This window comes from Vibrio anguillarum (genome assembly GCF_003390515.1).
GTDB classification, from domain to species: domain Bacteria; phylum Pseudomonadota; class Gammaproteobacteria; order Enterobacterales; family Vibrionaceae; genus Vibrio; species Vibrio anguillarum.
In genome coordinates this window covers 61,170-67,597 of the sequence record NZ_CP031479.1, presented here as the reverse complement: position 1 = coordinate 67,597, position 6,428 = coordinate 61,170, and the positions used below count along the sequence as shown (strand labels likewise).

Sequence of the window (6,428 nt, the reverse complement as noted above, 5' to 3'; positions counted from 1 at the left end):
TAGTAATAGCAGGGCTTTTTTTCGTTTGAGCAAAATAGCATTTTATTTTTTATCACTCTCAGGACAGTCGTGTGGTAGCTACACTTTGTTCAATCTATTCTTATTCTTTTCGGTCTCTATGTCTTAGGTATAAAAAAGCCGATGTATTAAACATCGGCTAGAGAGGTATGGTTCAGGAGATTTAGCTACGCAAAGCGGCTTTAGCTGACAGTGCTTTTTTATCTGAGTCTGAAAGAAAGGCTAATTCTAATCCGTTAATTTGCGCTTGTCTGATCTGCTCTTGAGAAAGGCCTGCTTGAAGTGCTGCAACTTCATATTCATGTGGAAGTTCAATACCTTCAACCGCTGGGTCATCAGTATTTAAACAAGCAAGTATCCCGTGCTCTAAAAACTGTTTTATAGGATGATGAGCAAGAGAGTTTACTGTGCTCGTTTGGAAGTTTGACGTTAGGCAAGACTCAATGCCAATACGGTGTTTGGCAAGATAATCCATTAGCTTAGGGTCATGGACGGCTTTTACTCCGTGTCCAATGCGTTCTGCACCTAGCTCTTTAATTGCCTGCCACATACTTTCTGACCCCGCCGCCTCTCCAGCATGTACTGTAACTCTTAGTCCTGCATCTCGTACTTGTTTAAAGTGAGAAATAAATCGCTCGCCCGGCTGCCCAAGTTCATCGCCCGCTAAGTCGACTGCAACAATGTGCTGCTTTTGAGTCAAAATAGCGTCTAGCTCCTGCTGACAAGCATCGGTGCCAAAAGTGCGGCTCATAATTCCTATTAGGTTAGCCTGAATACCGAAGTCTCGAACGCCCGCTTGTACCCCATCAACTACAGCCTCAACAACGCCAGCGATAGGCAGTTGATGTTTCATAGCCATATAGTAAGGAGAGAACCTCAGCTCGGCATAATCAATTTGAGCATTTAAGGCATCTTCGACATTTTCGTAGGCGACTCTTCGGCAAGCATCGAGATCACCCAATACGGCAACTCCCCAATCAAGTTTTGATAAAAAGGCGACCAATGATGGTTCTGCTTCGACGATTTGTACATGAGGTGTGAGCTCTTCTATGTTGCCAGCTGGCAGCGCTACACCAAATCGTTGCCCTAGTTCTAAGATAGTTTTGGTTCGAATGTTGCCGTCAAGATGGCGATGCAAATCAGTAAGCGGTAGATTTTTAGTTATCATTATGTTTTTCCGAAAGTGTGTATGGCATCAAGTATAAAAATCAATGTGGTCAGTGTCAGCTAGCAAAGAGTATTAAATCATCCAATTCTGTTTATTTGGCTTTTATGTTTACCATATCTGTTGACCATTCGTTAAAAGGGATGGCTTTACTAAACAGAAAGCCTTGTCCCTGAGTGCAGTTAAGCATGGTTAGGAGATGGACTTGCTCTTTGGTTTCAATACCTTCTGCTACAATTTCAACATTAAACCCACGAGTCATGTTGATGATTGCCGCAACGACTGAGCTACTGAGATTTGTCTGTTCGAGCTGCGATACAAACGCCCTGTCTATTTTTAGACAATCGAATGGAAGTTGATGTAAATAAGAAAGGGAGCTGTATCCAGTACCAAAATCATCTATCGCGATATGGATGCCCAGCTCTTTGAGTTTGTTCATGTTTGCTAAAATAACTGGGTCGTTATCAACAATTCTTGATTCTGTGATCTCTAAAGCGAGGTTATTGGGTTCAAGCCCCGTTCTTTCCAAAGTCGCTTTGAGTTCATGAACAAACTGAGGTTGAGATAGCTGGTTCACTGAGAGGTTGACGTGCATTTTAAACGTCGATCCCCATTTACCCATCTTGATGCCTTGCATCGTGTCAAAACACGCTTGATACAAGATTTGCTCACCAATCAGGCCAATAAAGCCGCTTTCTTCAGCGATAGGAATGAATTCCAAGGGGGGAATGATATCACCGCTTGGTGTCACCCAGCGTGCCAAGGCTTCAGCTCCGATGATATCTCCCGTTGATAAGTTTACAATTGGTTGATAATACGGAATATATTCTTTGTTCTCTATGGCAAGCTTAATTTGAGTGAGCATTTGCGTACGTTTACGAGAAACATCGTCCATCTCTGGAGAGTAATAGCAGATCCTTGAGCGCTCTTGCTTGGCGTGGCTGAGTGCGATGCTACCATTACGTAACCATAGCGCCATAGTATGGAGTGTGTCATTAGGGAGTACGATGCCAATGGAGGCATTGACGACCACTTTTTCATTATGCATTGAGAATGGGACAGCAAACATTTGTAATATGCTGTTAGCCGCGGATTGGGCTTCATTCTTTTGTTGTAAAGAGGGGATGTAAATAGCGAATTCATCACCACCTGTACGAGCAATACATGAGGTGCTTGCAAATAGTGTGCGTAATTTTTCAGCAATAATTTGTAATAGTAAGTCACCTTGCTGATGCCCCAAGCTGTCATTAATATCTCTGAATTTATCGATGCCGATAAGCAATAGGCTGCCATTAATTTGATTTAATTGACTAAAGTTATCAATTAAACCTTCACGGCTATAGAGCTTGGTTAGGGAATCGTAGATCAATTGGGAATGCAATGCCTTAAATGAGGCTTTTAGGTTGTTGGCCATTTCATTGAATGAATAAACAAGCAAACTCGTTTCATAAATATTGCCAGCTTTCGGCATGTTACTTTCCCAATCCCCTTTTGCTAGATGCTGAGCAGCAGCCGCGGTAGCGGTAATTGGAGTGGTGATTCGATTAAAGGCAATGAGCCCTATACCAATGCCGATAAGGCTGACAATGCCGCCAATAATCCAACTGTTTTGTTGGTTTTCTGGCAATCGACCAAGTAGATCGGTTTCTGAAATCGAGACGCCAATAAACCATTCGATGCCATGTTTATCTTTAAAGGGAGTGAGATGATTAAAATAGCGGGTGCCATCAACTACCGTTTCGAATTTGTTGAGTGTTGCTGACAGCATTTTGTCATGGTTATCAATATAATGTGCACTGGCTTGGATCACTGGGTTGGCATTTTCGATAGCCAGTAGTCGCTCTCCTTTTGCCGACAGTTCGGTCCCCCAAGAGACAACGGTGCTGGTATTGGAGTGAGCCACCAATCTTTTTTCTGGATCAATAATATACACGTTGGCATGAGTTTTCTGTTGCAGTGAGGCCAGAAACGCATTGAACGTATCGATTTTCACATCAGTCACCAAAACACCGATGAATTTGTTCATAGAGAAAACGGGTGCTAAAGCAGAGAGCGTGATCTCTTGGCGTTCATCAACATTAGTGTAGATTGGCGACCAACTTGGGCTTAAACTTTGTGCAACTGGAGTATACCAGGGGCGAGTTCTTGGATCATAATCGGCAATGGTGGAGCGAATATCTTGATTGATGGTTTTTCCTGAGTAGATCACCAAGTTTTGCTGAGTTCGATTATCTTTCACCATCAAGGTGAAACTATCACCAATCTCTTTGCGAAAGCCCACGTACTCCGCCTGTTCGCCACCAAATCCGATCACATCAATTTGTTCTAGCGGTCGATAAAGCGTTTCAAAACTGGCAAGCAGATATCCTTCTACTTTACTGACATCGTCCGCAGAATAGAACTGACTAAAGCCGATCGTGTGGCTTAAAGCGAGGCTGGCTTGAAAAGGTTCATCGAGAAAACTGATCAGTCGCTGCTCTACATTGGCATTTAATGATGAAAGCTGTTTGCTGCTAATGTCATCAACCATCTCTTCATAACTGTATTTTTGTACACCCACAATCACTCCAATCGTTATGAGGAAAATCATAACAAATGGTAGAACAACGGCTGTTTTCAACGTTATTTGATTCGTAAATGACATGTCGTGTCTTCTGCATCCATACAAATTATCGGTAAAACACGCAAGGTGGTGGGTGATTGCATTGTGCCAGAAAGTGAATCACTGCACCTGATCATTAAAAAATTATCAGTAAAGTTCTTTTAACTTCCTTGTCAACGTATTGCGCCCCCACCCAAGCACCTTAGCTGCGTCTTGTTTGTGACCATTGGTGTGATGAAGTGCTGCTTCCAAAAGTATACGTTCAAATTCAGGAAGTGCATAAGAAAGCAGCTCTGTTTCTCCTGAAGCTAATGAAGATTTAGCCCAACTTGCGAGTTGTTGTTGCCAACTTATAGCACTATCAAAGTCACTATTTTTCTTTTCCGACAATAATTCGGAAGGAAGATCACTGGGTAGCACCTCGCTGCCACTGGCCATTACAGTTAACCAGCGACACATATTTTCAAGTTGTCGTACGTTTCCCGGCCATTCAAGACGATTCAAAATTTCAATGCTCTTAGGATGCAGCGTTTTCATTTCTACGCCTAATTCTTTTGCTGCAGAGGCGAGAAAGTGCTTGGTCAGTTTTTCTATATCTTGGCTTCGTTCACGCAGTGCTGGGATATGAATACGAATGACATTGAGACGGTGAAAAAGGTCGTCACGAAACTTTCCTTGATGAACGAGTTTTTCTAAGTTTTGGTGAGTGGCGGCGACAATGCGGACATCCACTTTGATTGCTGAATGCCCTCCTACGCGGTAAAACTGACCATCGGCTAAAACACGCAGTAGCCGAGTTTGAATGTCGAGCGGCATATCGCCAATTTCATCTAAGAATAGGGTGCCACCATTGGCCTGCTCAAAACGCCCTTGGCGGACATTGTTTGCACCAGTGAATGCTCCTTTCTCATGACCAAACAGTTCTGACTCGATGAGATCTTTTGGAATTGCGGCCATATTGAGGGCAATAAACGGTTTTTGGGCGCGTGGGCTATGGCGATGAAGCGCGTGAGCGACTAACTCCTTCCCGGTTCCTGATTCACCATTGATCAAGACTGAAATTGAGGAACGTGATAAACGGCCAATTGCCCGAAATACCTCTTGCATTGAAGGGGCTTCTCCAATGATTTCCGGTGTACTATCAACGCCAGTCTGTTGATTGGATTGTTCTTTGCGCTGCTCCTGACTATGCGCAATGGCACGTTCAACCAAGGTGAGGGTTTCATCGACATCAAAAGGTTTAGGCAGATACTCAAAGGCACCCTTTTGATAGGCATTCACCGCGGCATCAAGATCTGAGTGGGCCGTCATGATGATGACGGGCAACTCAGGAGATCGTGAATGAACTTGGTTTAGCAGCTCAATACCATTCATGCCCGGCATGCGAATATCGGAAACGAGCACATCGGGCGTTTCTCTTTCTAGCGCCAGTAACACACTTTCGGCATCGGAAAACGTTTCGCATTTTATGTTGGCTGATGAGAGCGTTTTTTCCATCACCCAGCGGATCGAACTATCATCGTCCACCACCCAAACGTATCCTTTACTCATAATGTTTATTCCTTAGCAGCAAACCCAATCTGACATCGGTCAAATGGGTAAATAAATAGTAAATGTGGTTCGACCTGGCCAGCTTTCAACATCGATTTTTCCATTGTGCTGATCGATCAGGTTTTGTGAGATAGAAAGACCCAGCCCCGTTCCACCTTCACGGCCGCTGACCATGGGGTAAAACAGTGTGTCTTGTAATTCGGTAGGAATGCCTGGGCCGTTATCGCTGATTTCTATGCGTGCCACTAACTTATGGCGCTGTCCGTGAATATTGGCTTGGTGCACTGTTCTGGTGCGAAGTGTGATTTTACCATGCGGATCATGAGATAAAATCTGTGCCGCATTGCTGACGATATTCAGTAATGCCTGCTCGATTTGATCGGTATCCATCAAAATATCGGGCAAGCTGGGGTCATAATCTCGTTCAATCACCAAGTGTGTGCTGGCTTCTAGCTCAACCAATTGGCGGACTTTTTCCAAAATTACATGGAGATTTTCAGAGCACTTCTTGCCCGGTTTTTGTGGGCCGAGCAAACGATCAACGAGCGCGCGCAGTCGATCGGCTTGTTCAATAATAATTTGGGTGTACTCAGTGAGACTGTGGTCCGGCAACATCTTTTCTAGCAGTTGCGCCGCGCCACGTAGCCCACCTAATGGGTTTTTAATTTCATGCGCCAGCCCGCGAACTAAGAGTTTTGCCGCTTGCTGTTGGGCGTGCTGATTGAGCTCTTGTGTTAACCGTCGTTGTTGACCAATTTTGCGCATTTCGACCAAAAGCATCAGCTCGCGTTGCCAAGATATAGGGCTCACGGTCACTTCCAGCATCAGTGGCTTACCATCGACCACAAACGTAACATCGCTATCAGTAATACTTTGGCCACTTTGCAACGGCTGAGAAAGCAGCGCTAAATCAAGAGAAGCGTGCTGGATGAGTTTTGACAGTGGTTGGTTGATAATTCGCTTAGCACTTTGGGAGAAGAGTTGTTCAGCCGCTGGATTGGCATAACGGATACAAAGAGACTCATCGAGCATCAAGGTGGCGGTAACGATATTATTTAAAATCGTTTGGCTTAGCTCACAATTCACGTTTTC

The 6,428-nt window shown here is 44.2% G+C and carries 4 protein-coding genes; all 4 read right to left on the bottom strand.

The window, feature by feature from the left end; all coding sequences use genetic code 11:
- Positions 1–181: 181 nt before the first annotated feature.
- The 4 genes from add to glnL all read right to left on the bottom strand — a co-directional run bounded on the left by add (position 182) and on the right by glnL (position 6,422).
- A complete protein-coding gene (add, locus tag DD616_RS04540) occupies positions 182–1,186 on the bottom strand; it encodes an adenosine deaminase (RefSeq protein ID WP_094125495.1) in 1,005 nt (334 codons plus the stop codon).
- 91 nt (positions 1,187–1,277) lie between these two features.
- Positions 1,278–3,827, bottom strand: a complete 2,550-nt coding sequence (gene gepA, locus DD616_RS04535; RefSeq protein WP_439144734.1) for a phosphodiesterase GepA — start codon at positions 3,825–3,827, stop codon at positions 1,278–1,280.
- Positions 3,828–3,932: 105 nt separating this feature from the next.
- Positions 3,933–5,336, bottom strand: a complete 1,404-nt coding sequence (gene glnG, locus DD616_RS04530) for a nitrogen regulation protein NR(I) (protein ID WP_094125493.1) — start codon at positions 5,334–5,336, stop codon at positions 3,933–3,935.
- 39 nt (positions 5,337–5,375) lie between these two features.
- Positions 5,376–6,422 carry a nitrogen regulation protein NR(II) gene (glnL, locus tag DD616_RS04525; protein WP_026027507.1) on the bottom strand — a complete coding sequence of 349 codons (1,047 nt, stop codon included), beginning with the start codon at positions 6,420–6,422 and terminating at the stop codon, positions 5,376–5,378.
- Between the last annotated feature and the right edge of the window lie 6 nt (positions 6,423–6,428).